The 25232-nt window shown below is 65.9% G+C and carries 23 protein-coding genes; 10 read left to right on the plus strand and 13 right to left on the minus strand.

The annotated features are described in order from the left end of the window. Positions 1 to 61: 61 nt before the first annotated feature. From A7W11_RS07795 to A7W11_RS07810, 4 genes are all read left to right on the plus strand, one after another. Positions 62 to 1435 carry an MFS transporter gene (locus tag A7W11_RS07795; protein WP_066410458.1) on the plus strand — a complete coding sequence of 458 codons (1374 nt, stop codon included), beginning with the start codon at positions 62 to 64 and terminating at the stop codon, positions 1433 to 1435. A gap of 84 nt (positions 1436 to 1519) precedes the next feature. Continuing rightward, positions 1520 to 2842 carry a UDP-glucose dehydrogenase family protein gene (locus A7W11_RS07800; RefSeq protein ID WP_066410459.1) on the plus strand — a complete coding sequence of 441 codons (1323 nt, stop codon included), beginning with the start codon at positions 1520 to 1522 and terminating at the stop codon, positions 2840 to 2842. Further along, positions 2839 to 3909 carry a glycosyltransferase family 4 protein gene (locus A7W11_RS07805; RefSeq protein WP_066410460.1) on the plus strand — a complete coding sequence of 357 codons (1071 nt, stop codon included), beginning with the start codon at positions 2839 to 2841 and terminating at the stop codon, positions 3907 to 3909. Before A7W11_RS07800 ends, A7W11_RS07805 begins: the two co-directional genes overlap by 4 nt. Then, positions 3896 to 4678 carry a glycosyltransferase family 2 protein gene (locus A7W11_RS07810; protein ID WP_066410461.1) on the plus strand — a complete coding sequence of 261 codons (783 nt, stop codon included), beginning with the start codon at positions 3896 to 3898 and terminating at the stop codon, positions 4676 to 4678. The genes A7W11_RS07805 and A7W11_RS07810 overlap by 14 nt, the downstream gene beginning before the upstream one ends. A 3-nt stretch (positions 4679 to 4681) precedes the next feature. Here A7W11_RS07810 and A7W11_RS07815 read toward each other — a convergent pair whose 3' ends face one another. Next, positions 4682 to 5179 carry an Lrp/AsnC family transcriptional regulator gene (locus A7W11_RS07815; RefSeq protein ID WP_066410462.1) on the minus strand — a complete coding sequence of 166 codons (498 nt, stop codon included), beginning with the start codon at positions 5177 to 5179 and terminating at the stop codon, positions 4682 to 4684. Between the two features lie 154 nt (positions 5180 to 5333). Between A7W11_RS07815 and glmS the strand changes: the two genes are divergently transcribed. From glmS to A7W11_RS07830, 3 genes are all read left to right on the plus strand, one after another. Further along, the gene (gene glmS, locus A7W11_RS07820) at positions 5334 to 7166 is read left to right on the plus strand and encodes a glutamine--fructose-6-phosphate transaminase (isomerizing) (protein ID WP_066410463.1); all 1833 of its coding nucleotides are present in this window, start codon (positions 5334 to 5336) and stop codon (positions 7164 to 7166) included. Between the two features lie 1001 nt (positions 7167 to 8167). After that, complete coding sequence (locus tag A7W11_RS07825) at positions 8168 to 8428, plus strand: helix-turn-helix domain-containing protein (RefSeq protein WP_066410464.1); 261 nt, start codon at positions 8168 to 8170, stop codon at positions 8426 to 8428. A gap of 4 nt (positions 8429 to 8432) precedes the next feature. Then, positions 8433 to 9785 carry a type II toxin-antitoxin system HipA family toxin gene (locus tag A7W11_RS07830; protein WP_066410465.1) on the plus strand — a complete coding sequence of 451 codons (1353 nt, stop codon included), beginning with the start codon at positions 8433 to 8435 and terminating at the stop codon, positions 9783 to 9785. A 168-nt stretch (positions 9786 to 9953) separates the two neighbouring features. On the opposite strand, the gene A7W11_RS07835 is transcribed toward A7W11_RS07830, so the two are convergent. Continuing rightward, the gene (locus A7W11_RS07835) at positions 9954 to 10841 is read right to left on the minus strand and encodes a LysR family transcriptional regulator (protein WP_066410466.1); all 888 of its coding nucleotides are present in this window, start codon (positions 10839 to 10841) and stop codon (positions 9954 to 9956) included. A 101-nt stretch (positions 10842 to 10942) separates the two neighbouring features. Between A7W11_RS07835 and A7W11_RS07840 the strand changes: the two genes are divergently transcribed. Beyond that, complete coding sequence (locus tag A7W11_RS07840) at positions 10943 to 12067, plus strand: muconate/chloromuconate family cycloisomerase (protein WP_066410467.1); 1125 nt, start codon at positions 10943 to 10945, stop codon at positions 12065 to 12067. A 72-nt stretch (positions 12068 to 12139) separates the two neighbouring features. Beyond that, on the plus strand, positions 12140 to 13117 hold the full coding sequence (locus A7W11_RS07845; protein WP_066410468.1) for a tripartite tricarboxylate transporter substrate binding protein: 978 nt from the start codon (positions 12140 to 12142) through the stop codon (positions 13115 to 13117). A gap of 101 nt (positions 13118 to 13218) precedes the next feature. On the opposite strand, the gene panB is transcribed toward A7W11_RS07845, so the two are convergent. From panB to A7W11_RS07875, 6 genes are all read right to left on the minus strand, one after another. Continuing rightward, a complete protein-coding gene (gene panB, locus A7W11_RS07850) occupies positions 13219 to 14112 on the minus strand; it encodes a 3-methyl-2-oxobutanoate hydroxymethyltransferase (protein WP_066410469.1) in 894 nt (297 codons plus the stop codon). 188 nt (positions 14113 to 14300) lie between these two features. Next, positions 14301 to 15026, minus strand: a complete 726-nt coding sequence (locus A7W11_RS07855) for an ABC transporter substrate-binding protein (protein WP_066410470.1) — start codon at positions 15024 to 15026, stop codon at positions 14301 to 14303. 18 nt (positions 15027 to 15044) lie between these two features. Next, complete coding sequence (locus tag A7W11_RS07860; protein ID WP_066410471.1) at positions 15045 to 15815, minus strand: MBL fold metallo-hydrolase; 771 nt, start codon at positions 15813 to 15815, stop codon at positions 15045 to 15047. Positions 15816 to 15817: 2 nt separating this feature from the next. After that, positions 15818 to 16795: a Bug family tripartite tricarboxylate transporter substrate binding protein gene (locus A7W11_RS07865; RefSeq protein WP_066410472.1), complete on the minus strand. Its 978-nt coding sequence runs from the start codon at positions 16793 to 16795 to the stop codon at positions 15818 to 15820. A 44-nt stretch (positions 16796 to 16839) separates the two neighbouring features. Beyond that, a complete protein-coding gene (locus A7W11_RS07870) occupies positions 16840 to 17877 on the minus strand; it encodes an Ldh family oxidoreductase (protein ID WP_066410473.1) in 1038 nt (345 codons plus the stop codon). Positions 17878 to 17905: 28 nt separating this feature from the next. Further along, positions 17906 to 18898 carry a Bug family tripartite tricarboxylate transporter substrate binding protein gene (locus A7W11_RS07875; RefSeq protein ID WP_066410474.1) on the minus strand — a complete coding sequence of 331 codons (993 nt, stop codon included), beginning with the start codon at positions 18896 to 18898 and terminating at the stop codon, positions 17906 to 17908. 159 nt (positions 18899 to 19057) lie between these two features. Here A7W11_RS07875 and A7W11_RS07880 point away from each other — a divergent pair, with 159 nt between their 5' ends. Continuing rightward, positions 19058 to 19954, plus strand: coding sequence for a LysR family transcriptional regulator (locus A7W11_RS07880; RefSeq protein WP_066410475.1), 897 nt, complete (start codon positions 19058 to 19060; stop codon positions 19952 to 19954). Between the two features lie 39 nt (positions 19955 to 19993). Here A7W11_RS07880 and A7W11_RS07885 read toward each other — a convergent pair whose 3' ends face one another. The 5 genes from A7W11_RS07885 to A7W11_RS07905 all read right to left on the minus strand — a co-directional run. Continuing rightward, positions 19994 to 20785 (minus strand): ABC transporter ATP-binding protein, encoded by a 792-nt coding sequence (locus tag A7W11_RS07885; protein WP_066410476.1) that lies wholly within the window; start codon positions 20783 to 20785, stop codon positions 19994 to 19996. Continuing rightward, positions 20775 to 21767 carry an ABC transporter ATP-binding protein gene (locus A7W11_RS07890; protein ID WP_066410477.1) on the minus strand — a complete coding sequence of 331 codons (993 nt, stop codon included), beginning with the start codon at positions 21765 to 21767 and terminating at the stop codon, positions 20775 to 20777. The genes A7W11_RS07885 and A7W11_RS07890 overlap by 11 nt, the downstream gene beginning before the upstream one ends. A gap of 11 nt (positions 21768 to 21778) precedes the next feature. After that, the gene (locus A7W11_RS07895; RefSeq protein ID WP_066410478.1) at positions 21779 to 22618 is read right to left on the minus strand and encodes an ABC transporter permease; all 840 of its coding nucleotides are present in this window, start codon (positions 22616 to 22618) and stop codon (positions 21779 to 21781) included. A gap of 4 nt (positions 22619 to 22622) precedes the next feature. Continuing rightward, positions 22623 to 23651 (minus strand): ABC transporter permease, encoded by a 1029-nt coding sequence (locus A7W11_RS07900; protein WP_066410479.1) that lies wholly within the window; start codon positions 23649 to 23651, stop codon positions 22623 to 22625. Positions 23652 to 23718: 67 nt separating this feature from the next. After that, positions 23719 to 25232: ABC transporter substrate-binding protein (locus A7W11_RS07905; protein WP_218188579.1), on the minus strand; the 1514-nt coding region annotated here is incomplete at its 5' end.

Below are 25232 nucleotides of genomic sequence, written 5' to 3' on the forward strand. Positions count from 1 at the left end.
CCGTAGCCTGCCGCGCCATTTCCAGGACGCGTCTCGGGGAAAGAAGCACGAAGGCACATCCTTGAACGCCGCTGATACCCCGCCACCTCGCCAGGAACCCTCGGACGGGCTGCCCACGCCGCAACGCTATTGGGCGGCGGCCACCGTCCTGTTCAGCATCAGCCTGGCGGTGTTGGACGCCACCATCGTCAACGTGGCGCTGCCCTCCATCGCCATCGACCTGGACGCGCCGGCTTCGCGCGCGGTCTGGATCAGCAACGCCTACAGCGTGGCCATCGTGGTGATGCTGCTGCCCATCTCGGCGCTGGCCGAGCGGGTCGGCATCCGGCGCATGTTCACCTTCGGCCTGACGCTGTTCACGCTGGCCTCGGTGGCCTGTGCCCTGTCGGGATCGTTGTGGCAGCTCAGCCTGGCGCGGGTGGCGCAGGGCGTCGGCGCGGCCGCGCTGATGTCCCTGGTCGGGGGCATGGTGCGCAACATCTATCCCCTGCGGCTGCTGGGGCGCGGCATCAGCCTGAATGCCACCACCGTGGCCGTGATGTCGGTGCTGGGGCCCACCATCGGATCGCTGATCCTGTCGGTGGCCGACTGGCGCTGGATCTTCGCCGTCAATCTGCCCATCGGGATCGCCATCATGTTCGGGCTGCGCTTCCTGCCTGAAATACCGCGCACGCGCGCGCCCATGGATTGGCTCAGCGTGGCGCTGGTGATGATCGCCCTGGGCGTCTTCATCACCGGCATCGATTATCTGGGGCAGGACATCCTGGGCGGCATCGGCCTGGTGGCGATCGCCTGCGTGGCGGGCCTGCTGCTGCTGCGCCGCGCGCGTGGCCAGCAGGCGCCGCTGGTGCCGGTCGACCTGCTGCGCGTGCGCACCATCGCCTTCGCGGTGGCCGCCTCGGCGGCCACCTTCGCCGCGCAGATGGCGTCGTACGTCACGCTGCCGTTCTATTTCCAGCAGGTGCTGGGCCGCCCGCATCTGGAGGTCGGCCTGCTGATGGCCGCGTGGCCCATTGGCACCGCGCTGGTCGCGCCGCTGGCCGGCCGTATCTCCGACCGCTACTCGGCGGCGGCGCTCAGCGGTACGGGCGCGGGCGCCATGGTGCTGGGCCTGATCTGGCTGGCGGCGTTGCCGCTGGATGCGTCCAACGCCTGGATCATGGCCGGCATGTTCCTGGCCGGCGTGGGCTTCGGCCTGTTTCAGACGCCCAACAACCGCGCCATGCTGGGGGCGGCGCCACGGCAGCGCAGCGGCGCCGCGGGCGGGCTGCAGGCCACCACGCGGGTCTTCGGCCAAAGCTTCGGCACCGCGCTGGTGGCGGTGGCCTTCGGGGTCATTCCCAGCCAGGGGCCGGCCGTGGCCCTGGTGCTGGCGGCGGTCTGCGCGGCGGCGGCAGTGGCCGTCAACACGGTTCGGTCGGCCCGGGCGGCCTGACACAGAGCCGTCCAGAACAGGCTTCTATAATCGGCCCATCGTGGTGGGGCATCTGGTTCCGCCGAGATCAAGGGCGTTTCTCGAATGAAAATCACCGTGATCGGTACCGGCTATGTGGGCCTGGTTACCGGAGCCTGCCTGGCGGAAATGGGCAACCAGGTCCTGTGTCTGGATACCGATGCCGCCAAGATCGCCATGCTGCGCCAGGGCGCCATCCCCATCTACGAGCCGGGCCTGGACGAACTGGTCACCCGCAATGCGGCCGGCAATCGCCTGCGTTTCACCGACGACGTCGAGGAAAGCGTGGCATTCGGCGACCTGCAGTTCATTGCCGTGGGCACGCCGCCTGGCGAAGACGGCTCCGCCGATCTTTCCTACGTGCTGGCCGCGGCGCGCAACATCGCGCGCCACATGACCAGCCGCAAGGTCGTCATCGACAAGTCCACCGTGCCGGTGGGCACGGGCGATAAGGTGCGCGCGGCCATCACCGCCGTGCTGGCCGAACGCGGCGTCGACATTCCCTTCAGCGTGGCCTCGAATCCCGAGTTCCTGAAGGAAGGCGCCGCCATCAAGGATTTCATGGGGCCTGACCGCATTGTGGTCGGCGCCGACGACGAATACACCATCGGCATCATGCGCCGTTTGTATGCGCCCTTCCAGCGCACGCACGAGCGCCTGATGGTCATGGATGTCCGCTCTGCCGAGCTGACCAAGTACGCGGCCAACGCCATGCTGGCCACGCGCATCTCGTTCATGAACGAGATGGCGAACCTGGCCGAAGTGCTGGGCGCCGACATCGAACACGTGCGTCGCGGCATTGGCGCGGATCCGCGCATCGGCTATCACTTCCTGTATCCCGGCGTGGGCTATGGCGGCTCGTGTTTTCCCAAGGACGTGCAGGCGCTGGAACGCATGGCGGCGGAACATGGCATGCCCATGCGCGTGATCCACGCTGTGGAAGAGGCCAACGACGTGCAGAAACTGCGCCTGTCCGAGAAGGTCGTCAAGCGTTTCGGCGACGACCTTACTGGCCGTACCTTCGCGCTGTGGGGCCTGGCTTTCAAGCCCAACACCGACGACATGCGCGAGGCGCCCAGCCTGACCGCCATTGCCGACCTGACCGCGCGGGGCGCGCGGGTGTTGGCCTACGATCCGGTCGCCATGTCGCAGGCCGCCCGGGCCATCAAGGGCAATGCGTCGATCAAGCTGGTGGAAGACATGTACCAGGCGCTGGATGGCGCCGACGCGCTGCTCATTCTCACCGAATGGAAGCTGTTCCGCGCGCCCGACCTCGAACGCGTCAAGAGCCTGCTGAAAGCCCCCGTGATCTTCGACGGCCGCAATCTGTACGAACCGCTGGACATGGCCGAACAAGGCTTCGAGTATCAGGGCATTGGCCGCGCATGAAGATTCTTCAGCTCAACTTCGAGCGCGACTGGCGCGGCGGCGAACGCCAGACCATGTTCTGCATGCGGGTCTTCCGCGAAGAAGGCCATCAGGTCGAATTGCTGGCCCGGGAAGGTTTTCCCCTGGCCCAGCGGGCCGCGGCCGAAGGCTTCACGGTGCATGCGCGGCAGCAACCCGTGTCCATGGGCGCTTTTCTGGCGCAGCATGGCCGTCGCTACGACATCATCCATTGCCAGACGGCCAACACGCTGAGCTGGGCGGTCGGCGCCAAATGGCTGTATCGCCGTCCGCTGGTGGTCACCCGCCGCACGGCCATGCCGATCACGCGGCGCGAAGGCGCCACGGCGTTCAAGTGGCGGCATGCCGACCTGCTGTGCGCCGTAAGCGAAAGCGCCGCCGACGAGCCGCGCCGGCTGGGTTCGCATCCCGTCGTGGTGCACAGCGCCGTGCCCGATCCGCAGCCGGCCGATCCGGCGCGCCTGGCCGCCTTCGCCGCCGAGCATGGGCTGGAAGGCCGCCGCGTCATCATGACCGCCGCGTCGCTGACGCGAGAGAAAGATCCCGAGACGCTGCTGCGCGCCGTGGCCGCGCTGGCGCGGCGCCGGCAGGACTTCGTCCTGGTCCACATGGGCGCCGATGGCCCGTCGCGGCCCGCTGTGGAAAGCCTGGTCCAGTCGCAGGGCCTGCAACCGTACTACCGCTACGTGGGCTTCCAGGATCAGCCCGAGGGCCTGTACCCGCTGGCCGACGTGTTCGTGCTGACGTCCCGGCTCGAGGGCCTGAGCACCAGCGTGCTCGATGCCTTCCTGCGCGAGGTGCCGGTAGTATCCACCGACGCTGGCGGCCAGAAGGAAAGCCTGGCCGATGGCCGCGGCATCCTGTGCCCCATCGGCGACCACGACGCCGTGGCCGCCGGGCTGGACCGCATGCTGGGCGACGACACCCTGCGCCGCGAGACCGCGCGCCGGGGGCGTGACTACGCGCAACGCGAGCACGGCATCCGCGAGATGGGCCTGCGTTATCTGTCGCTGTACAAAGAACTGCTGGAGCGTCATGGCAAGCGTTGACACCGTCCGGCCCAAGCTGTCGGTCATCATCATCACCATGAACGAGTCGCGCCACATCGCCGCGTGCCTCGATTCCGTGGCGTTCGCCGACGAGATCGTCATCGTCGATTCGGGCAGCACCGACGGCACCTGCGACATTGCGCGCGCGCGCGGCGCCCAGGTCCACGTCACCGCCGACTGGCCCGGCTTCGGGCCGCAGAAGAACCGCGCACTGGATCGCGCCACAGGCGACTGGGTGCTGTCCATCGATGCCGACGAACGCGTCACGCCCGAACTGGCCGCCGAGATCCAGGCACTGCTGGCCGCGCCCACGCATCAGGCCTATCGCGTGGCGCGCCTGTCCGAATTCGAAGGCCGGCAGATGCGGCACACGGGCTGGTGGCCCGATCACGTGCTGCGCCTGTTCAAGCGCGGCAGCGCGCGTTTCTCCGACGCCGCCGTGCACGAGAAAGTACAGACCGAAGCCGATACCGGCGTGCTGCGCAGCCACCTGCTGCACTTTCCGTACGCCAACATCGAAGCCCTGCTCACCAAGGTGAACCGCTATTCTTCCGATGCGGCCCTGATGATGTACCAGCGCGGCAAGCGGACCACGGCGTTGGGTGCGCTGGGGCATGGCTTCTGGACCTTCGTGCGCATCTACATCATGCGCCGTGGCTTCCTGGACGGCAGCCAGGGCCTGATCGTGGCCTGCGCGGGGGCCTCGGGCAGCTTCTTCCGCTACATCAAGCTGCTGTCGCTGCAACGGCGCGGCGGGCCGGACCAGTAAGCGTCAGGCAATCGGTACCCGCGTCGGTACCCGGGTCGCTACGCGCGTCTCGAACTTCGCGCGGTGTACCGAGAAAAACGTGCGCACGTTGCGCACGTTGGCATGCCCGGTGAACACCCGGTGCGCCAGAGCATGGTAGGCGGGCATGTCCGCCACCTGCACGATCAATACGAAATCCGGCCCCGGCGAGACGCGGTAGCACTGCAGCACCGCGGGCTCGGCCTGCGCCAGTTGCTCGAAGGCGTCCATCGCTTCGGCCGCCTGCACATCCAGCGTGATCTCGACGATGGCCGTGAGTGTGGCGCCCAGCCGGGCCGGGTCGACGATGGCCACCTGGCGCGTGATGACGCCGGATTCCACCAGACGCCGCACCCGCCGCAGGCAAGTGGGCGGCGAGGCATGCACCCTCGCGGCCAATTCCTGGTTCGTCAGCGAGCTGTCCTGCTGCATCAATTCCAGGATACGGAGATCCAGGTCGTCCAGAACGAGAGAGGCAGGCATTTCTTGCACGATTAATCCATTTTTGATTATCAAATGGAAGAATATTTAATCACGTTTTTGTAAGAAAATAAAATTACATAACTAACTAGATAAAGAAATCCGATTTCTTTCCATGGCAGGCACAATGCGGCAAGCCCTTTAAGGAGAACCCTCTATGTGCGGCATCGTCGGCGCCGTCGCGCAACGCGACATCACCCCCATTCTTATCGAAGGCCTGAAGCGCCTGGAGTATCGCGGCTACGATTCCTGCGGTGTCGCGCTGTACATGGACGGGCATCTGCGCCGCACGCGCAGCACGCAGCGCGTGTCCGAGCTGGCTGACTTGGCCGCCCAGGACAAGCTGTCCGGTTTCACCGGCATCGCCCACACCCGCTGGGCCACGCATGGCGCGCCGGCCACGCACAACGCGCATCCGCATTTCTCGGCCATCGGCAAGGACGAGCCGCGCATTGCGCTGGTGCACAACGGCATCATCGAGAACCACGACGAACTGCGCCAGGAACTGCAGGGCGCAGGCTTCGTCTTCGAAAGCCAGACCGACACCGAAGTCATCGCCCACTTGGTCAATCACCTGTACCAGGGCGATCTGTTCGACGCCGTGCAGCAGGCCGTGCGCCGCCTGCAGGGCGCCTACGCCATCGCCGTGTTCTGCCGCGACGAACCGCACCGTGTGGTCGGCGCGCGCCACGGTTCGCCGCTGGTGGTAGGCGTAGGCCAGAACGAGAACTTCCTGGCCTCCGACGCCCTGGCCCTGGCCGGCACCACCGACCAGATCCTGTACCTGGAAGACGGCGACGTGGTCGACCTGCAACTGGCCCGCGTGTGGGTGGTCGACGGCGAAGGCAAGCGCGTCGAGCGCAAGGTGCACTCGGTGCAAGTCCACACCGGCGAGGCCGAACTGGGCCCGTACCGCCACTTCATGCAGAAAGAAATCTTCGAGCAGCCGCGCGCCGTGGGCGACACGCTGCAGGACATCGAGTCGATCACGCCGGAACTGTTCGGCGACAAGGCTCACCGGATTTTCAAGGACATCGATTCGCTGCTGATCCTGGCATGCGGCACCAGCTACTACGCCGGCCTGACCGCCAAGTACTGGATCGAGTCCGTGGCCAAGATTCCGGTGTCCGTGGAAATCGCCAGCGAATACCGCTACCGCGACAGCGTGCCGAACCCCAAATCCCTGGTGGTGACGATCTCGCAATCCGGCGAAACCGCCGATACCCTGGCCGCGCTGAAGCATGCTCGCGAGATGGGAATGAAGCACACGCTGACCGTGTGCAACGTGTCCACCAGCGCCATGGTGCGCGAGTGCGAACTGGCTTACATCACGCGTGCAGGCGTGGAGATCGGCGTGGCGTCGACCAAGGCGTTCACCACGCAGTTGACCGCGCTGTTCCTGATGACGTTGACGCTGGCGCAGACACGTGGCCTGCTGACGGCCGAGAAGGAAGCGGAAGGGTTGAAGGCGTTGCGGCATCTGCCGTCGGCCATTGGCTCGGTGCTGGCGCTGGAGCCGCAGATCATGGCCTGGGCGGATCGTTTTGCCTCGAAGGAAAACGCGCTGTTCCTGGGCCGTGGCATGCATTACCCGATTGCGTTGGAAGGGGCGTTGAAGCTGAAGGAGATCAGCTACATCCACGCCGAGGCGTATCCGGCTGGGGAGCTGAAGCATGGCCCGCTGGCGCTGGTGACCGAGCATATGCCGGTGGTGACCATTGCACCGAAGGATGCGCTGCTGGAGAAGCTGAAGTCCAACATGCAGGAAGTGCGGGCGCGTGGGGGTGAGCTGTATGTGTTTGCGGATGCGGACAGCAAGATTGCCAACGCGGAAGGCATGCATGTGATCCGCATGCCGGAGCATTATGGGTTGCTGTCGCCGATTTTGCATACGGTGCCGCTGCAGTTGCTGTCGTATCACACGGCTTGCGCGCGGGGGACGGATGTGGACAAGCCGCGGAATCTGGCCAAGAGCGTGACGGTGGAGTGATTCACAAGCGGGCGTGGGCTGGGTTGAAAACGAGAAATAAAGTCGGTCGCGCGGAATAAAGCCGGTCGTAACGCTAGCGGCTGTTTTTTTCGTCACCTTCGAAAGTGGGGAAGGGTCGTAGAAGCGGCCCTTCTTTTTTGCTCGTGCGCCCAGCATGGCAGCACTCCTGCGGGTGCAAGTCCCGCCGTAAGTCGATCACGACGAACGAAGCGAAGCCGATCGCGGCCCGGCGCAACTGCGTGAGGGCGCCCGAGCGTGGGGAGGAAGCGTGTAGCGTAAATCGCGAGCCGATGAACAAGAACCGGATAGAAGGCGTTGCCGAGCAGGGCGAGCGGGCAAGCAACCGCGAAGCGCTAGTGGTCAAGGCGAGGTGGCGTAGATCCGGCGGTTGTGCGATGAAGGAGTGCGCAATTACCTGGGGAGATCTCGCCTGATGCCTGAAAGGGCGACAGCGAAAGCTGGAGCGAGAAGTCGCAGAGGTCGTAGTAGCCGGAGTATCGGGGCTGGTGAGGCCAGAAGAGAAACGGCGAAGGACCGAAGGATAGGGAGGGCAAAGCCTCTGATTATCGGAATCGAAGGCTCAGATGTTCGCGAAAGCGAAGCTCGCCAGAGAGGTGGATAGGGGAAGCCCGACAGGCCGTGGCAGCGAGAAATCGAATCCGCCGAATCAGGTCAGGTAAGCCCAGGAGCCGGGTCGGCAGTGACACAAGCCCGGCGACCTCGACCCATCCAACCGCCCGGTGCGGACCCGCATGCCGGGGTGATGTGGCAGGGGCGCAGCCTGTAAGGGCTGCTCCTATGCGGATCAGTGTATTGAAACGGAGGGCTCGTCCCACTTCCCCGGAACTCGGCACGAGCAGCGCCGCCGAATAGTTTTACAACTATTGAATTGTAAAGCACAAATACAAAAATAAAGTTGTATTTTCGTTTTACAGCTTATGTTGAGCATTTCGATTTTACTGAGTAGAATTTGTAAATAGAAAAAACAACATGAGACTTGTATGTCCGACTTCACCGTCCGCACCGCGGAGCAACTACCAGAACTGCTCAAGGGTTTTCGCAAACAGTCCGGCCTGACCCAAGCGGATACGGCTATGCGCCTGGGTATCAGCCAGCAGGCCTTGTCTAATCTGGAGCGCCATGCCGACAAAGTCAGCGCCGATCGCCTGCTGGAGCTTCTGAGCATCCTGGGCGTCGAACTCGTGCTGCGCAAGGCCGGCGAATCGCCGTCGCCCAAGGCGTCGGCCGGCCCCAACTGGTGAGCCCGTGGGTCGGCGCTCCCACACCCGCACTCTGAATCTCTGGATGAACGGCGAATTCGTCGGCACCTGGAGCGTGCAACCGCATGCCGGAGAAGTCCTGCAGTATGCCGCCGCCTGGGTGGCTTCCGCCCAGGGGCGCCCGCTGTCGCTGTCTCTTCCTTTCACCCCGGGCAATCCGCCGCACCGTGGCGAAGCCGTGCGCACCTACTTCGAAAACCTGTTGCCGGACAGCAAGGATATCCGCGAGCGCGTCGCACGTCGGTACCAGGCCGGTTCGACCAACGCGTTCGCCCTGCTGGCTGAAGTCGGTCGGGATTGCGTCGGCGCGCTGCAGGTGGTGCCGGGCCCCGAGGCGCCGGACGGCGTTCAAGAGGTGAACGCGGTTCCGATGACCGACGCCGAGATTGCCCAGCTGCTTCGCAACACCCTGGCGCCAGGCCCCCTGGGCCGGGGCGCCGCCGAGAAGGAAGGCCTGCGTATCTCCATTGCCGGCGCACAGGAAAAGTCGGCCATGCTCTGGTACGACGGGCGGTGGTGCCGGCCGCATGGCGCGACACCGACCACTCACATCTTCAAGCTACCACTGGGCCTGGTCGCAAACATGAAGTTCGACATGAGCGATTCGGTCGAAAACGAGTGGCTGTGCTCCGAAATCCTGCGCGCCTACCAAATGCCGGTGGCGCGCACCGAGCCCCTGATGTTCGAGGACATGAAGGTGCTGGCGGTCGAGCGTTTCGACCGGATGTGGTGGGAGAACCTGGAGGGCGAGCGCTGGCTCATTCGGCTGCCGCAGGAAGACATGTGCCAGGCGACGGGAACCCCGCCGCATTTGAAGTACGAGTCCGACGGCGGGCCGGGTGTGCGCCAAATCATGAAGCTGTTGGCCACGTCGCGCGCTCCTGACCGCGACCGCCGCACGTTCTTCCAGGCCCTAGTCCTCTTCTGGATGCTGCGTGCCACGGATGGCCACGCGAAGAACTTCAGCATTTTTCTGCGCCAGGGTGGCACCTACGAACTCACCCCGCTGTACGACGTGCTGTCGGCTTATCCCATCATCGGCAAGGGGGCGAATCAACTGTCTCCGTACGACGCCAGGATGGCCATGGCCGTGCGCTCGAAAAACCCGCACTGGGTCATGCGCGACATCCTGCGTCGGCACTGGATTGCCGTGGGCACCGAGCATGGCGTAGTGAATCACAACGGTCAGGGGGTGGAGCACGTCCTCGACGACCTGGTGGTGCGCACGCCCGGGGTCGTGAAGACCGTCCGCGCGCTACTGCCGGCTGGATTTCCCGTGCACGTGGCCGACTGCATCCTCAACGGCCTGCAAGAGGCCGCCGACAAACTGGCAGGTTAGCGCCAGAGGATCAGCAGGGTGGAGCAGCCCGGCATTTGGGGATGGCCGGGGTCTCCCGACTTGGTCAGGCCCAGGCGCTTCGACCTCGGTGGCCGACGCTAAAAAAGCGTAGGTTTTCGATCGAGACGGCGGTCCTGCCTGCCGGGTTCCACTTAGGCTGGCAGCGCGTCAATCCCCTCGCGCCAGCCGCTCGGCGGTGGCCACCGCACGCATCAGGAAGGCCGAGCTGTCGTCCTTTCGATAACTCACGATCACCGGCGAAGTGAAGCCCGCTGCCGCGATCGGTACGTAGCGCACTTCGGTGCGATGCGCGCGCTGCACCGAGGCCGGCACGACGGTGACGCCGATCCCCACCGCCACCAATCCGAGCGCAGTCTGCAGCTCGTTCGCTTCCTGTACCACCTGCGGCGCGTGTCCCGCCTCGCGGAACAGGCCCAATACGTGGTCGGCGTAGTTGGGCCGCGGCCGGGCCGGATAGAGTACGAACGGCTCGGCCGCGAGCGCAGCGACCGCCACACGGGTGCGGCCCGCCAGCCGATGCGCCATCGGCAGCGCCGCCACGAGTGGCTCGTTCGTCAGCACGCGGCGCTCGATGTCCGGGTCGTCGAACGCGATGCGCCCGATGCCCAGGTCGATGTGGCCGCGTTTGAGGGCTTCGATCTGCGGCAGCGAGGTCATCTCGGTCAGGCCGACCTCGACCCGGGCATCGGCCTGGCGCACCTGGCGGATCAGCTCCGGCACGAAACCATAGAGCGATGAAGGCACGAAGCCGATCCCGAACCAGCGCGTGGCCTGCGCGCCCAGCCTGCGCGTGCCGGCCATCACGTCATCGAGACGCGCGGTGAGCTGCAACGAATGCTCGTAGAAATAGCGCCCGGCCTCGGTAAGCCGCAGGGCGCGCGGGGCGCGCTCGAACAGCACGACGCCCAATTCTTCTTCGAGCTGACGGATCTGGCGCGACAGGGGAGGCTGCGCGATGTGCAGCGTGGCGGCCGCGCGCGTGAAACTGCCTTCGCGCGCCACGGCCTGGAAATAACGCAGATGACGAAGTTCCATCAATGGATACCTTAAAGGTATGGGTAGAGACCAATATAGTCTTGGACGGCCTGGTCGTGCATGGGGATACTGGTGGTCGCCCTCTTTTCATCGTTTCAGGTATGACCGCCATCACCCTAGATTCCGTCGAGACCCTGCTGGTCGACCTGCCCACCATCCGGGCGCATCAGCTCGCCATGGCCGTGATGCAACGCCAGACGATGGTGATCGTGCGCGTGCGCAGCAGCGACGGCATCGAAGGCATCGGCGAGGCGACCACCATCGGCGGCCTGGCCTACGGCGAAGAAAGCCCCGAAGGCATGAAGCTGGCGATCGACACCTACCTGGCGCCGGCGCTGATCGGCGAGGACGCGAACAACATCAACGCCGCGATGCGCCGGCTCGACAAGATCGCGCGGGGCAATCGTTGCGCCAAGTCCGCCCTCGAAACCGCGCTGCTGGATGCGCAGGGCAAGCGCCTCGGCGTGCCGGTGAGCACCTTGCTGGGAGGCACAGTGCGCAGCTCGCTGCCCGTGCTGTGGACGCTCGCCAGCGGCGATACCGCGCGCGATATCGACGAAGCCCAGGCCCTGCTCGAAGCGCGCCGGCACAACACGTTCAAGCTCAAGGTCGGGCGCCGCGCGGTCGCCGACGATGTGCGGCACGTGGCCGAGATCAAGCGCGCGCTGGGTGATCGGGCCCGCGTGACTGTCGACGTGAACCAGGCCTGGAACGAAGCAGACGCCGCGGGCGCGATCGCGAAACTGGAAGACGCCGGCGTCGACCTGATCGAACAGCCCATCGCCCGCGACAATCGTGCCGGCATGGCACGGCTGGCCGCGCGCTTCGTGGTGCCCATCATGGCCGACGAGGCCGTGTGCACGCCGGAGGACGCGCTTGAGCTTGCACGCCTGGGCGCGGCCGATGTGCTGGCGCTGAAGATCGCCAAGTCGGGGGGCCTCACCGGCGTCGTTCGGGTGGCCGCGGTGGGCGACGCCGCCGGCATGGCGCTCTACGGCGGCACCATGCTCGAGGGCTCGGTGGGTTCCATCGCGTCGGCCCACGCCTTCTGCGCCCTGCCCACCATGGCCTGGGGCACCGAGCTGTTCGGCCCGCTGCTGCTGAAAGACGATATTGTCACGATGCCACCGACCTTTACCGATTTCGAAATGCACGTGCCGCCGGGCCCGGGCCTGGGCATCGTGCTGGACGAAGACAAATTGGCGTTCTATCGCCGCAAAGACTGAACGCCCTCGCAGCGATCAGGGTGGCACCGCGCACGCCGCGGCGCGGGCCACGATAAACACAGGAGACAAACCATGCAGATCAAGCAAACCCTCGTGCGCCTGGCCACCGGCCTCACGCTGTGCGCCGCCGCTCTGGCCGCGCACGCCGCCGGCTACCCCGATCGTCCCGTCAAATGGGTGGTGCCGTTCCCGCCGGGCGGCGCCATGGACAGCATCGCCCGCACGCTGGGCGAAGCGATGGGCCGCGAACTCGGCACCGCGTTCATCGTGGAGAACCGTGCTGGCGCGGGTGGCAATATCGGTGCGGCCACGGTCGCCCGCTCGGCGCCCGATGGCTACACGATCATGATCGCGGCCAACGGCATGGCCGTGAATCCCGCCCTCTATCGCGACATGAACTACGACCCGCAGAAGGACTTCGCGCCGATCTCGCTGCTGGCCGTCGTGCCCAACGTGCTGGTTGCCAATCCCGACCGCATTACCGCCAAGAGCGTGCAGGACGTGATCTCGCAGGCCAAGGCCAAGCCCGGTCATTACACCTACGCCTCGGCGGGCGTGGGCACCTCGATCCACCTGGCGGGAGAGCTGTTCGTGTCGTTGGCGCAGGTCGACATGCTGCACGTGCCCTATAAAGGCAGCGGTCCCGCCATCGCCGACCTGCTGGGCGGCCAGGTCGACTACATGTTCGACAGCATCACCTCGGCCAAGCCGCACATCCAGGCTGGCAAGCTGCGCGCGTTGGCCGTGACCACCGCCAAACGTTCGTCCGCCCTGCCCGACGTGCCCACCGTAGCCGAAGCGGGCCTGCCCGGCTACGAACTGATGCCGTGGTTCGCGGCCTTCGCACCCGCCGGCACTCCGCCGGATATCGTGGAGCGGCTGAACAGCTCGATGCGCAAGGCGCTGTCTGATCCCAAGGTCAAGGCGGCCATGGCCTCGATCGGCGCCGAACCCATCGGTGGCAGCCCCACCGAGCTGCGCGACCACCTCGCCAAGGAGACTGCGCAGTGGGCGGTGCTGGTGAAGGAACGGCACATCAAGATCCAGTAGACACATTAACGACGTATGAGGCTCGGCGCAGTTCATTCCTCGGTTCTCGGCATGTCTGTCATTCTGCGCGGCCTCTTGGCTGATCCCCCCGGCCCGCGAACCTACCAGGCGTGCCGGGCGTCATCCGGAAATGTCCCGTCCTTGACGGCGCGGACATAGTTTTCCATAGCCCCCTGGATGCTCGCCGCCCCCTCCATGAAGTTGCGCACGAACTTCGGCACCCGGCCCAGGTTCATGCCCAGCATGTCGTGCAATACAAGCACCTGACCCGCCGTCCCGCGTCCCGCGCCGATACCGATGGTGGCGCAGCTTGTCAATTCCTCGGTGAGTGCCGCGGCCACCGAAGCGGGAACCATCTCGAACACCACCATCGTGGCGCCGGCATCCTGGAGCGCCACGCTGTCCGTGCGCAGGCGCCGCGCTTCCTCGTCCGTTCTGCCTTGAACGCGAAACCCGCCCAGCGCCGAAACGGTTTGCGGTGTGAGTCCCAGGTGCGCGCAGACAGGCACACCGCGATCGACCAGGAAGCGCGTGGTGTCTGCGGTCCATCCGCCGCCTTCGAGTTTCACCATTTCAGCGCCCGATTGCATCACCTGGATCGCGGATGCAAGGGCTTGTTCCCGGGACTGCTGGTAGCTGCCGAATGGAAGATCCGCGATGACCAGCGCGGTGCCGCCCGCGCGTCGCACACCTTCGGCCACGCATCGGGTGTGATAGCTCATCTCTTGCAGCGAGACCCCCACGGTGGTCGTCAAGCCCTGGCACACCATGCCCAGGGAATCTCCGACCAGAATGCAGTCGATGCCAGCCCGGTCGGCGACCGCCGCGAAGGTTGCATCGTAGGCGGTGATCATCGCGATCTTCTCGCCTTCGGCATGCATCTTCGCGATCTTCAGCGGCGTGGTCTTTTTCCTTGGGGCGCTGGAAATGCCGCCATAAGGGGCGGTCTCTGCCGTGGACGTGGACGCTTCCGAGCCTTGGGGGGCGGTAGTCATGCTTGATCTCCTTGGGGCCCATGGGGCTTTGCCGAGGAGTAATAGTACGGAATTATGTTCCGGCCCTGATGGGATTCAAGCGAGGCCTTCCGCTGAAGAGCAGGACAGGCCTCGCATGCCGCTTGTGCCGACCCATGATCCGCCTGGCCTAGTGGTTACGGCTATCTGACGGCCCATCCGGACAGGCATCAAGGCGCCACTGCCGCGCCTTCTATCCCATGCCGCGCCAGCGCCTCGGCCACGAACCCGCTGCGCTTCACGTCCTCGGCGAAGTCGTGCAATAGCCTGGCCGCCGCAGCACCCCGTCCGCTCGGCAATCCCATCGCCTGCCGGATCGTCATGAAGCTGCCGGGAAGCAGGCGCAGTCCCGCATGGCGCTGTGCATCCCTCTCCAGCTGCTGCTTCACTCCAGCAGCCACGTCGTTGCCGTCGGCCAGGAACGTATCCACCACCGTCGGCGACGTCGCCGCGCGTGTGATCGTGGCGTGCTTCAGTTCTCGCGTCAGGAACAGGTCGTAGGCGCTGCCCTTGCCCACCGTTACACGATGCGCCGTCCGGTCCACTTCATCCACGGATCGCAGCGGCGACTCATCCTTCACCAGATACGCCCCTTCGATCAGCACATACGCTTCGGTGAACGTGATGCTGGCCGCGCGCTTGGGATCGATGGCGAAGAAGCCGATGTCCGCGGCTTCCCGCGATACCGTATCCACGGCCTCGCCCGCGCTTTCCAGCACGATCAGTTCCAACGCAACGCCCAGGCGCTGTGCGAAGGTGCGAGCCAGATCCACCGACACGCCAGCCGGCATGCCATCGGCATCGCGCCGCGCAAGAATGGGATTGCCCACATTGATGGTGGCGCGCAGCTTGCCGGTAGGTGTAAAAGCAGAAACGAGTTCGGATGCAATGGTCATGAATAAAAACTCTGTTGATCAAACGCTGAAGCGTTTCAGTTGAGGGGCGCAGCACAGGTCTATACACTGCGCCGTCAGGTCATCGCCAAACCACGCATTGATCGCGGCCTGGCGTTCGCCGACGTAATACGGTTTGCCGGCGCCATCGAGCTTCATGCCCACGTCATGCCCAGGCACCAGCAAGGTATCCGGCCTGCGCCGCCATAGCGCCCAGATCTGCGCCAGGCTGGCATGGCTGGCCTCGCGATCACCCGTATCCGCCACGGTGCCTGACACCAGCTCGGCGCGGTTCTTCGCGGCATCGCCCGTGAACAGGATCGTCTGCCCCTCCGCCTCCACATGGAACAGCAGATGCCCAGGCGTGTGGCCTGGCGCCGCGACCGCCGTCATGCCGGGAAGAAAACCCTCGCCATCCTGCAACCGCCGCACGCGATCGCGCTGCGCCAATTCGCGCACATACAACTCGGGCAAGGGGTTGAATCCAGGCGGCTGCGCGGCCGCCCAATCCAACTCCTTCGCCCCTATCCACACCGTGGCGTTGGGAAACAGCGTGAAGTTCACCGCATGGTCGTAGTGCGCATGCGTCAGCACCACATCCGTGATGTCGCCAGGCGCCACACCGCACGCCTTCAACTGCTGCCCCAGCAGATGCCGTACGCCAAAGGCGCCGACATCCACCAGGATGTTGCGCCCGTCATGCCGCAGCAGCGTGGTGGTGCTCCAGCCCAGTCCACCGTGGCACACCGCGCGGCCGGGGTAGCCCTGGATGAGGATATCGATCTGGTACATGGTCAGTCCGCCTTGACGTTCGCGTCCTTGATCAGCTTGCGGTAGCGCGCTAGGTCTTCCTGCATCTGCGCGGTAAAGGCCTCCGGCGTGCCGGCGACGATGTCGTTGCCGCCCTCGGTGGCCAGCTTCTGGATGATCTCCGGATCGCGCGCGGCGCGGACGACGGCGTCGTGCAGCTTGGCGATGATCTTGGGATCGGTCCGGGCCGGCGCCAGCAGGCCCTGGAACTGCGTGACCTCGAAATCCTTGTAGCCCAGTTCCCGCAGCGTAGGGATGCCGGGCAGTCCGGGCGCGCGGCGCGGGCCGGAGACGGCATAGCCGCGCAGCTTGCCCGAGCGGATGTGCGGCGTGGCCGTCACCACGGTGTCGAACGTGAATGTCAGTTGTCCACCCAGCACATCGGTCAGGGCCTGCGCATTGCCCTTGTACGGGATATGCGAGAGCTGCGTGCCCGTCTGCACGGCGAACAGTTCTCCCGCCAGATGCCCGCCCGCGCCGATGCCGGCGGAACCATAGGTGACGGTGCCCGGCGCCTTCCTGGCGGCGGCGATCAGGTCGGGGATGCCTTGTATCTTCGATTTCTCCGGCACCACCAGCACATACTGATAGCTGGTGATCTGGCTGATCGGCGCGAAGTCCTTGATGGGGTCGTAGGGCGTCGTGGCGTACAGCGATGGGTTCACGACCAGGGGGCCGCTGGCGTCCAGCAGCAGCGTATAGCCATCGGGCGCGGACTTGGCGACCATGTCGGTACCGATCATGCCGTTGGCGCCGGGCTTGTTCTCGACCACCACGGTGGCGCCCAGATCCCTGGTCATGCGCGCCGCCATGACGCGCGCCGTGATGTCCGCCGCGCCGCCCGCGACATACGGGACGATCATGCGGATCGGTTTGTCGGGATACTCGGCCATGGCGGCAGGGCTGGCCGCGATTGCAGCGCTCGCCAGCGCGAAGGCGGCGATCAGATAGTGTCTGTTCATTGTTGTCCCCTCGGTTGGCGCGCCGGCACCGGGCGCTGGATCAATCAACCGGCATGCCGCTCCAGCAACGCGATTACTTCCGCATCGATGGCAATGCCCTGGGCACGCTGCGATGCCATGCGCGCCAGTTCGATCTCTCCCGGCTGAATGACCGGCCGCGAGGCATCGGCCGGCGGGCTGTCATGCAGGATCGTGGCGAAGTCGTTCATGCGATCCGCCAGCCATTGCGGCGATCCCAATCGCCGCGTATCGATCAGCAGGAAGAAATGGCCCAGGTTCTGCGGTTCGTCCGGCGCATCGACCCACGACTTCACGTGGGTCAGATACGCCGCGTTGGACAGCACTCCGGCAAACAGGTCGACCATCAATGCCAGCCCGTAGCCCTTGTGCCCGCCGATGGGTTGCAGGAAGCCATCCAGGGCCTGCTTGGGGTCCGTGGTGGGCAGCCCCTGTGCGTCGGTGGCCCAGGTGTCCGGAATGCTCGTGCCGGCCTTCAGTGCGTTGCGGATCTTGGCGCGGGCGACCACGCTCATCGCCATGTCCAGCAGGAAGTGTCTGCCGTCCGGGTTGGGCACGCCGAAGCCGATGGGACTGTTGCCCACGCGGGCGTCGGTGCCGCCCCAGGGCGCGATGGTGGTGGTGGCGTTGCTGCCGATGATGCTGGCGAAGCCGGCTTCGGCGGCCAGCAGGCCATAGGGCGAGATGGGGCCGAAGTGGTTGCTGTTGCGGGCAAAGGCGATGCCCACGCCGTTCGTCTCGGCCGCGGCCATGGCGGCGCGCAGCGCATGCATGCCGACCAGCGGGCCCACGCCGTTGTCGCCGTCGATCAGGCGGATGGCGGGCGCGGGGCTCTCGACCCGGATGTTGGCGCGGGCGTTGATGCCTTGCACCTGCAGGCGCTCGCCATACGACTCGATACGTGACAGGCCATGGGTGGACAGGCCGAACAGGTCGGCCAGCACCAGCACCTCGGCCACGTCGGCGGCATCTTCTTGCGGCAGGCCGAGGCCCATGAAGGCCTGGACGCCCAGCGCCTTCAGTCGGGTTTCCGGGACGACGACTTTCTCACGGGTATTGGCCATGCTGATTCTTCCGATGGATGAGTGGGGGTTATTCGATGGAGAGCCGGGCGTCTTTCACGACCTTGCCCCAGCGCTTCTCTTCCGCGTCGATGAACGCCGCGAATTCGACGGGGCCGGCGCCCGAGGGCTCGCTGGCGTCGTGCGCCAGGCGGGTGCGCACGGCATCGGTGGCCAGCGCCTTGACGCCGGCCTGATGCAGGCGTTCGATCACGGCGGCGGGGGTTCCGGCGGGAGCCAGCAGGCCGAACCATTGCGAACTCTCGAAGCCGGGATAGCCTTGTTCCGCCACGGTGGGCACGTCGGGCAGCACGGACAGGCGCTTCTCGGAGCCCACGGCGATGATGCGGATGCTGCCGGCCTGCGCATGCGGCAACAGGCCCGGCGTGCCGGCGGCGGCCGCGTCGATGTTGCCCGCCAGCAGGTCGTTCACCTGCGCGCCGGTGCCCTTGTAGGGAACGTGCAGCACGTCGATGCCGGCGGCCGTCTTCAGCATTTCAAAAGCCAGATGACCGGCGCTGCCGTTGCCGGCAGATCCGTAGTTCAGTTCGCCCGGCTTGGACTTGGCCAGTTGCACGAACTCCGGCAGCGTCTTGGCGGGCACCTTGCCGCCCACCGCGAACACCATGGGCAGCTTGGCCAGCAGCACGATGGGCGCGAAGTCGCGGCGCGCGTCGTAGTTGAGCTTGGGCATCATGGTCGGGTTCACCGCCAGCGTGCCGACGTGGCCCAGGATCAGGGTGTACCCATCGGCGTTGGCGCGCGCCACCTCCGTGGTGGCGATGGTGCCCTGGCCGCCGCCCTTGTTCTCCACGATCACCTGTTGCCCGAGATCGCGCGACATCTCGGCCGCGACGGCGCGCGCGACCACGTCGGAACTGCCGCCCGGGCCGTAAGGCACCAGCAGGCGGATGGGGCGTTCGGGCCAGGCGGCGTGGGCTTGAGAGAAAGGCGCGCTGGCGATCAGCGCGGTGACGGCGGCAGCGGCCAGGCGCCGCCAGGGCAGGCTTTGATGCGTGGACATCGATCGGGTCTCCGTATGAGCCCGCCGGGCCGCCACCAGGGCGAATGGCATGGGACGCCATCAAGCGGGCGCCGCCTCTTGGAGCGGCTGACGGCTATCGTGCCCACGCGGCTAGATCGAGTAAAGTGCAAAAATTCGATCTATTCTTGTTCAAAACGCATGAAATTCGATCTGGGCGATCTGCGCGCCTTCCTGGCCGTGGCCGACTTGGGAAGCTTTCGCGCGGCTTCGGAAGCGCTGCATCTGTCGCAATCCGCGCTGTCCCGCCGCGCCGACAAACTCGAGGCGGCGCTGGGCGTGCAACTGTTCACGCGCACCACGCGCAAGGTCGAGTTGACGACTATCGGACGCGGCTTCGTGCCGCGCGCCCGCAACGTGCTGAACGAACTGGAAAGCGCGCTGGTAGGCATCCAGGACGTGGCCGAACGCTTGTCCGGCATGGTCACGATCGCCTGCGTGCCGTCCGCGGTGGCCTACTTCCTGCCCGACGTCATCCGCGACTATCACGCGCGGTATCCGCGCATCCGCATCCGCATCATCGATGAGTCGTCGTCGCAGGTGCTGACGGCCGTGGCACGCGGCGATGCCGATTTCGGCCTGACCTACATCGGCACCAACGACGCCGAGATCGAGTTCAAGCCCCTGCTGGAAGAGCCTTTCGTCGCCGCGGTCAGCCGAGGGCACGCCCTGGCGCGGCGCAGGTCGTTGAAGTGGTCGGACCTGGCTAACTATCCGTACATCTCGTTGGCGCAAGGCAGCGGCAACCGCTTCCTGATCGATCAGGCATTGGCGTTGAACGTCGAGCGTCCCCGCCATTTCTGCGAGGTGCAACACGTGCCGGCCTTGGTCAGCATGGTCGAGGCGGGACTGGGCATCGGCGTGGTGCCGCGCCTGGCGATGCCGCCCGCCGATCACGGCACGCTGGTCAGCATCGCGTTGCGGGAACCCGCCGTCACGCGCACGATCGGCCTGATCCATCCACGCGGCAAGACTTTGAACCCGGTGGCCAAGCTGTTCTATGAACTGCTGGCCGAGCGCGTGGAGTCGCGGCGCTAGCCCGGCTGGCTGCGGCCGCGTCCGTCGGACAAGACCGTCTCAATTCATTTGCGGCATCTTCGGCAGCGCCGCCAGCAAGGTCTTCGTGTAGTCGTGCCTGGGCGCATGAAAGACCTGCTGCGCGCTGCCATGCTCGACCATCTGGCCATGATGCATGACCATGATCTGATCCGACAGCAGACGCACCAGGTTCAGGTCGTGGCTGACGAAGAGATAGGTCAGGTCCAGTTCCGCGCGCAAGGCCATCAGCGTGCGCACCACGTGCGCCTGCAACGAGGCATCCAGCGCCGACGTCGGTTCGTCCAGGATCAGCAGCTTGGGATTGAGCACCGTGGCCCGCGCGATGTCCACGCGGGCGCGCTGCCCGCCCGACAGTTCGTGCGGATAGCGGTCCAGCAGCGCCAGCGGCAGTCCGGTGCGCGTGGCGGCCTGTTCCACCAGTTGCTCCACTTGCGCCTTTTCCTGCGGCGAGCCCAGCCGCAGCACGGGATCGGCGATGGCGCGGCGCGCACGAAAGCGCGGATTCAAGGACGCCAGCGGGTCCTGGAATACCATCTGTATGTCGCGCCGCTGGGGTTCGCGCGCGAAGCTCGGCCCCACCAGACGGCTGATGTTGCGCCGCTCCAGCAGCACGTCGCCCTCGGTCTGCGGGATCAGCCGCGCGATGATGCGCACCAGTGTGGACTTGCCGGATCCGGACTCGCCGACCAGGCCCATGACCTGGCCCTTGGGCACGCGGAAGCTGACGTCTTGCACGGCCTTGAGCACACGGCCTCGGCCGATGTCGAAGTGCTTGGACAGCGCGGCGACTTCCAGGAAATCATGTGACATAGGGGAAATGGCACCTTACGGTATGAGACGAGGCCACGGCCGTGCGCGGCAGGTCCGCCTGGCGGCAGGTCGCTTGCACGCGCGTGCAGCGTTCGGCGAAGCGGCATGACGGCAGGTCTGTGCGGCGCAGGTCGGGCAGGCCGCCCTGCATGGGTTGCAGTTCGGTGTGGTCGCGCTTGCCATAGGGCATGGCCGCCACCAGCATGCGGGTGTACGGATGCGCGGGCCGACACATGACCTGCGGGGCAGGGCCCTCTTCCAGCACCTGCCCCGCGTGCATGACAACGGCGCGATCGCAGTACTCGGCCGCCAGCGCCAGATCGTGCGTGATGAACAGACAGGCCACGCCGCGTTCGCGACAGGCGTTCATCAGCAGATTCATCACCTTCACCTGCGTGGTCACGTCCAGCGCCGAGGTGGGCTCGTCGGCGATGATCAGTTCCGGCTCGCAGACCAGCGCCGCCACGATCATGATGCGCTGGCACATGCCGCCGGACAGTTCGGCGGGATAGGCTGCCATGCGTTCGCGGGCCTGGGCGATGCCGATCTGTTCCATGGCCTGCAGGACGCGTTGGCGTGCCTGCGCGCGGCTGGTGGGTTGCCGGGCATGCGTGACCAGGATATCGACCAGAGTGTCGCCGACGCGCCGGATCGGGTTCAGTGCCGATTTGGCATTCTGGAAGATCATGGCCACGCGTCGGCCACGGTAATGGCGCAGCAACGTCGGGGGCATGGCATTGACGTCCAGTTCACCAACCGTCATGCGTTGCGCTTCGATCCGGGCATTGGCGCCATGCAGCCGCATCACCGCCATGCCGGTCACCGACTTGCCGGAGCCGGACTCGCCAATCAGCGCCACGCACTCGCCGCGCGCCACCTGTAGCGACACGCGGTCCAGGGCATGAATGTGGCCACGGTCCGTGACGAAGTCCAGGCTCAGGTCCTGTATGTCCAGCAATATCTCGCGGGAGTGCTTGTCCATCCGATACTCCATCAACTGCGCCGGCGCGGATCGACGATGTCGCGCAGGCCGTCGCCCAGCAAGGCAAAACAGAACACCGACAGCACCAGGGCCAGGCCGGGGAAGACCACCGTCCACCACTGGCCCGCCATCATCAGCGTGGCGCCCTCCTGGATCATCACGCCCCATTCCGGCGTGGGAGGCCCCACGCCCAGGCCGATGAAGGCCAGGCTGGCGGTGTTCAGAATGGCCCAGCCCAGGTTCAGCGAGATCTGCACGATGACCGGCGGCAGCGAGTTCGGCAGGATGAAGCCGAAGATCACGCGCGAGGTCGAGTTGCCGTTGATCAGCGCCGCCTCGACATAGCCGATCGAGCGCAACGACACGGCTTGCGCGCGCGCCAGGCGGAAGTAGAAGGGGAAGTTGATGATGGCGGTGGCCAGCACCACCGACTGCACCGAGTTGCCGAACACGGCCACCAGCGCCATGGCCGCCACGAACAGCGGAAAGGCCAGCAGCACGTCGATCATGCGCGACAGCGCGGCGTCGACCAGTCCGCCCAGATAGCCGCACAGCGCGCCCGCACAGACGCCCGCCGCCGCCGACACCATCACGGCGCAGACGGCGATGGCGAAGTCCAGCCGGGTGGCGGCGATGACACGCGAGAAGATGTCGCGGCCCAACTGGTCGGTGCCGAACCAGTGCGAGGACGACGGCGGCGCAAGCACATGGCTCATGTCGGTGGCCAGGGGATCGTAGGGCACCAGCGCGGGGCCCAGCGCGGCCACCGCCAGCAGCAGCACGATCAGCACGAAAGCCGTGGCGGTCGTCACATTGCGCCGCAGATGGTAGAGAAGAATCTGGATCGTCATGGTCTCAGTCCTTCAACTGATAGCGCGGGTCGATCAGCGAGGACACGATGTCGATCGCCAGCGTCAGCAGCACGAATAGCGTGGCCACGATCAGCACGAAGGCCTGCACGGGCGCGTAGTCCAGTCCGACCAGCGCATTGATCGCATAGGCGCCGATGCCCGGCCAGCCGAACAGCTTCTCGATCATGATGTTGGCGCCCAGCATGGTCGAGATCACCATGCCCATCGTCGCCAGCACGGGCAGCATCGCGTTGGGCAGCGCATACTGCAGCGTGACGCGCCACGGCGCCAGGCCGTAGGCGCGTGCGGCGCGCACGTAATCGCTGTCCAGCGCGTCTATCATGCCGCCACGCATCATGCGCATCAGCGGCGCGATGGCGAAGATCGCCATGGAGGCTGCCGGCAGCACCATCTTGGCGGCAGCTTCCCCCATCAAGGCGGTATCGCCCGCGAGCAGCGCATCGATCAGGAAGAAACCGGTGACGCGCTCGGGCGGAAACGACCAGCCCGACAATCGTCCGATGGGCTCGGGCGCCAGCCCCCACAGGTAATAGAAAAAGAAGATCAGGATCAGGCCGAAGAAGAAGCCCGGCATGGCGGCCGAGATGGAGGTGATGGCGCGTATGGCCTGATCCAGCGGGCTGTCGCGGTACAGGGCGGCCAGCACGCCCAGTGGCAGCGCGATCGCCACTGACAGCGTGAAGGCGAACACGGCCAGCTCGATGGTGGCTGGCAGGCGTTCGGAGAAATCGTGCAGCACGGTTTGCCCCGTGCTCATGGAGCGGCCCAGGTCCAGTTGCGCCAGGTGTTGCAGATAGATCAGGAATTGCTCCGGCAGCGGCTTGTCCAGGCCCATGGCCAGGCGCACCGCCTGGATTTCGGCCGGTCCCGCATTCGGGCCGGACGCGTACATGGCCGCCGGATCGCCCGGCAGCACGTGAATCAGCATGAACGTGACGACGACCACGCCGAAAAGAATCGGAATGGCCATGAGGGTGCGCCGTCCCACCAGGGCGAGCGTCCTGCGTGACATAGTCGATACTCCAGTAGTGCATGTGCGTGGCCGGCCCTTGTGGGACCCGCCACGCGGCGGCGTGCCCTTATGCTTTCTTCAGGTGCCGAAGTTCGAGCTGGCCATGGAACATGTAGGTGTAGCCCTGCAGGCCCGGGGAGACCACCGTGTCCTGGAAGGCCGACCACATCAGGATCATCGGGACTTCGTCGCGCGCGATGTCGATCATGCGGCGGACCTTGGTGTCGTAGACGGCGCGATCCGTCTCGAAGCGGGTCTCGGCGGTCAACCGGTTCATCTCGTCGTTCTTGAAGTTGCCGAAGTTCCAGCGTGTGGGCGACGCGTAGTAGACGCGGAAGAAGTAGTCCGGATTGCGCAACCAGGCCGTGCCGGTCGCCATGGACATGGGCAGCTTGTGCGCTACCTGCGCACTGGCCATCTGGCCGGAGGGCAGCTTCTCGATCTTGAGCTTGATGCCGATCTTGCCCAGCGATTCCTGCAGCAGCACGGCGGTCGGTTCCGCCAGTTGCGCCAACGCACTGTCGATGACGAAAGTGGTTTCGAAGCCGTTGGCCATGTCTGCCTCGGCCAGCAGCGCGCGTGCGCGGTCCAGGTCGTAGGTGTAGGGCATGGGCTGCGGAAAGCTCAGGCCGGCGTCGGCCTTGCCGCCGAACATCGGCGCCCCCCGGCTGTACAGCACCGAGTCGAAGATCTGCTGATAGGGCACCGCGTGGGCAATGGCCTGGCGCACCTTCTTGTTGTCGAAGGGCGGCATCTGGCTGTTGAGCGCGATGACAGTGACGGCGCCGGGGTTGGGGATGCCCAGCAGGCGGATGTCCTTCCGGGATTTCAGATCATGGATGTCTCGGCCGCCGAGGCCGCGCACAATGTCGGCTTCGCCCCGCTCGGCCGCGGCGCGGCGAGAAGCCGCCACCGGCACGACCTGCGCCGCCACGCGGGTGCTGGCCGGGGCCGGGCCGTTGGTCCAGTCGGCGAACGCTTCCAGCATGAAACCCTGGTCAGGCGCGAAGCGCACCAGCTTGTAGGGGCCGCCCCCCGCCACGTTGGTCTTGAGCCAGTTCTGCGCCCAGGGATCGTCGGTCGTGGCGTTGGCCTTGCACACCTTCGAATTGAAGATGGCCGGAAACAGCACGCACAGGTCGGGCAGCGTGAAGCGGTCGGCCTGCGGCACGGTGACGCGCAACGTCATGTCGTCGATGACGTCGAACTGCGCGGCTTCGGTCAGCGAACCAGTGGCCATCTGGGCCTTGCCGGTGGTGACGGACACCACGCGGTCCAGCGACCACTTGGCGTCGTGCGCGGTGACGGGCGAGCCGTCATGGAAACGCGCGCCGCGCCGCATGTGGAAGGTGATCTGCTTGCCGTCGGCGGAGACTTCATAACGTTCGGCGGCTTGGCCCACGATGGTGTCGTAGTCGTAGGTGAACGCCCCCGGCACGCCGTCGACGGGCGTGGTGCCGTACGTGATCAGCCGGTCGTAGACGTTCCAACTGATGTTGATCGAGGCCTGGTTGTAGCCGGTGCCGGCCGGGTCCAGGGTGTTGGGACTGTCTTCGAGCAGCACGCGCAGCACGGCGGGGG

The organism is Bordetella ansorpii, assembly GCF_900078315.1.
Taxonomy (GTDB): domain Bacteria; phylum Pseudomonadota; class Gammaproteobacteria; order Burkholderiales; family Burkholderiaceae_B; genus Bordetella; species Bordetella ansorpii.

Coding starts and splice junctions, on each gene's coding strand:
- A7W11_RS07800 (WP_066410459.1), top strand. CDS start 1,520: ATGAAAATCACCGTGATCGGTACCGGCTATGTGGGCCTGGTTACCGGA.
- A7W11_RS07805 (WP_066410460.1), top strand. CDS start 2,839: ATGAAGATTCTTCAGCTCAACTTCGAGCGCGACTGGCGCGGCGGCGAA.
- A7W11_RS07810 (WP_066410461.1), top strand. CDS start 3,896: ATGGCAAGCGTTGACACCGTCCGGCCCAAGCTGTCGGTCATCATCATC.
- A7W11_RS07815 (WP_066410462.1), bottom strand. CDS start 5,179: ATGCCTGCCTCTCTCGTTCTGGACGACCTGGATCTCCGTATCCTGGAA.
- glmS (WP_066410463.1), top strand. CDS start 5,334: ATGTGCGGCATCGTCGGCGCCGTCGCGCAACGCGACATCACCCCCATT.
- A7W11_RS07825 (WP_066410464.1), top strand. CDS start 8,168: ATGTCCGACTTCACCGTCCGCACCGCGGAGCAACTACCAGAACTGCTC.
- A7W11_RS07835 (WP_066410466.1), bottom strand. CDS start 10,841: ATGGAACTTCGTCATCTGCGTTATTTCCAGGCCGTGGCGCGCGAAGGC.
- A7W11_RS07840 (WP_066410467.1), top strand. CDS start 10,943: ATGACCGCCATCACCCTAGATTCCGTCGAGACCCTGCTGGTCGACCTG.
- A7W11_RS07845 (WP_066410468.1), top strand. CDS start 12,140: ATGCAGATCAAGCAAACCCTCGTGCGCCTGGCCACCGGCCTCACGCTG.
- panB (WP_066410469.1), bottom strand. CDS start 14,112: ATGACTACCGCCCCCCAAGGCTCGGAAGCGTCCACGTCCACGGCAGAG.
- A7W11_RS07855 (WP_066410470.1), bottom strand. CDS start 15,026: ATGACCATTGCATCCGAACTCGTTTCTGCTTTTACACCTACCGGCAAG.
- A7W11_RS07860 (WP_066410471.1), bottom strand. CDS start 15,815: ATGTACCAGATCGATATCCTCATCCAGGGCTACCCCGGCCGCGCGGTG.
- A7W11_RS07865 (WP_066410472.1), bottom strand. CDS start 16,795: ATGAACAGACACTATCTGATCGCCGCCTTCGCGCTGGCGAGCGCTGCA.
- A7W11_RS07870 (WP_066410473.1), bottom strand. CDS start 17,877: ATGGCCAATACCCGTGAGAAAGTCGTCGTCCCGGAAACCCGACTGAAG.
- A7W11_RS07875 (WP_066410474.1), bottom strand. CDS start 18,898: ATGTCCACGCATCAAAGCCTGCCCTGGCGGCGCCTGGCCGCTGCCGCC.
- A7W11_RS07880 (WP_066410475.1), top strand. CDS start 19,058: ATGAAATTCGATCTGGGCGATCTGCGCGCCTTCCTGGCCGTGGCCGAC.
- A7W11_RS07885 (WP_066410476.1), bottom strand. CDS start 20,785: ATGTCACATGATTTCCTGGAAGTCGCCGCGCTGTCCAAGCACTTCGAC.
- A7W11_RS07890 (WP_066410477.1), bottom strand. CDS start 21,767: ATGGACAAGCACTCCCGCGAGATATTGCTGGACATACAGGACCTGAGC.
- A7W11_RS07895 (WP_066410478.1), bottom strand. CDS start 22,618: ATGACGATCCAGATTCTTCTCTACCATCTGCGGCGCAATGTGACGACC.
- A7W11_RS07900 (WP_066410479.1), bottom strand. CDS start 23,651: ATGTCACGCAGGACGCTCGCCCTGGTGGGACGGCGCACCCTCATGGCC.